The sequence below is a fragment of the Salirhabdus euzebyi genome (assembly GCF_014207435.1).
Lineage (GTDB): Bacteria > Bacillota > Bacilli > Bacillales > Alkalibacillaceae > Salirhabdus > Salirhabdus euzebyi.
This window is the reverse complement of record NZ_JACHGH010000025.1, coordinates 1-1470: the sequence shown is the minus strand read 5'-3', so window position 1 is coordinate 1470 and position 1470 is coordinate 1. Positions and strand designations below refer to the sequence as shown.

At 34.1% G+C, this 1470-nt stretch carries 1 protein-coding gene; it reads left to right on the top strand.

The window, feature by feature from the left end; genetic code table 11:
• The first annotated feature begins 98 nt into the window (after positions 1-98).
• Positions 99-1265 carry an IS256 family transposase gene (locus HNQ94_RS19390; RefSeq protein WP_174498045.1) on the top strand — a complete coding sequence of 389 codons (1167 nt, stop codon included), beginning with the start codon at positions 99-101 and terminating at the stop codon, positions 1263-1265.
• The last annotated feature ends 205 nt before the right edge of the window (positions 1266-1470 follow it).

The window sequence follows — 1470 nt, the reverse complement described above, 5'->3', positions numbered from 1 at the left end:
GATTAAGTCCTTATAATTGTGTAAAAAAGAAGAGTCATTTTATTCCTTTTTGTCAACAATGTTTTCAACCACGAAAAACAATGAAAAGAGGAATTAAAATGACTCAGTTACAGTTTAACCTAGATATGGATCTTTTAAAAGATTCGGTGATAAATTCTAATATTGATGCAGTTGTTAAGTCAGCCATAGTTCTTGTACTAAATGAGTATATGGAAAAAGAAAGAGATGACTTTTTAAAAGCGTCTGCTTACGAACGGTCTATCGATCGTAGAGATTATCGTAATGGATATTATGAACGCGAATTAATGATGAGTATAGGCAGAATAAAACTTAGAGTTCCTAGAACTCGAAACGGTGATTTTGCACCTTCTGTTTTTGAAAAATATGCTCGCTGCGACCAAGCTTTAGTGCTTTCGATGTTAGAAATGGTGGTAAATGGTGTTTCCACTCGTAAGGTCACCAATATTGTGGAACAACTGTGTGGAGAAAATGTATCAAAGTCATTTGTCTCGTCAATTACTCAAAAATTGGACCCAATTGTTAAGGAATGGGCCAATAGGCCTTTGAACACCATGTACTATCCTTTTCTATTTGTCGATGCAATGTATATTAAGGTACGAGAACATCAACGTGTGGTATCAAAAGCTGTGTATATTGCTACTGCTATATCAGAAGAAAATAAGCGTGAAATACTTGGGTTAAGCGTGGATCATGCTGAGAGTTTTGATAGTTGGACTCGCTTTTTTCAACATCTTAAATCAAGAGGCTTACAGTCTCCAAAACTAGTGATATCTGATGCTCACCAAGGCTTACAGAAGGCTATACAACGTGAGTTTCTTGGAACTACCTGGCAAAGATGTTTTGTACATTTCAAACGAAACATTATTGAGAAATTACCTAAAAAAGATTCTGTTGAATTTCGTAAAATGCTTAAAGATATCTATGAGGAACTTACATTTGAAAACATGAGAAAAACAAAAGAAGAATTAATAAATCAATTTGGGGATAATCCAAAGTTCGAAAAAGCCGTGAGTGTATTAGATGAAGGCTTTGAAGATTCTATCCAATATATGAACTATCCTTCTGAGTTAAAACATTTTATTCGTAGTACGAATTCTCTTGAGCGCTTAAATCAAGAAATTCGAAGAAGAGAAAGAGTAATTCGTATTTTTCCAAATACCCAGTCCGCATATCGATTAATTGGTGCGGTATTATTGAGCTATCAAGATTCTTTTTATGCAAGAAAATCATCTCTTACCAGATAATTTTTTAGACAAACTTTCATTCTGAATGATTTCACAATCGGAAATGACCGTCAAAGTGAAGAGCCTTTGACCGCCATTTCCGATTGTGAAGGAAACAAATCATGAAAGTTAGGTCAAAAAAAATAAAAGGGGAAGAAACAATCCCCCTGAATAAATATAGTTGAAACATTGTGATTCAATTTTACACAATAACGTGGACTTGACT

What these genes read in the sequence shown, in the direction of transcription:
- HNQ94_RS19390 (WP_174498045.1), top strand. Translation starts at nt 99, where the DNA reads ATGACTCAGTTACAGTTTAACCTAGATATGGATCTTTTAAAAGATTCG.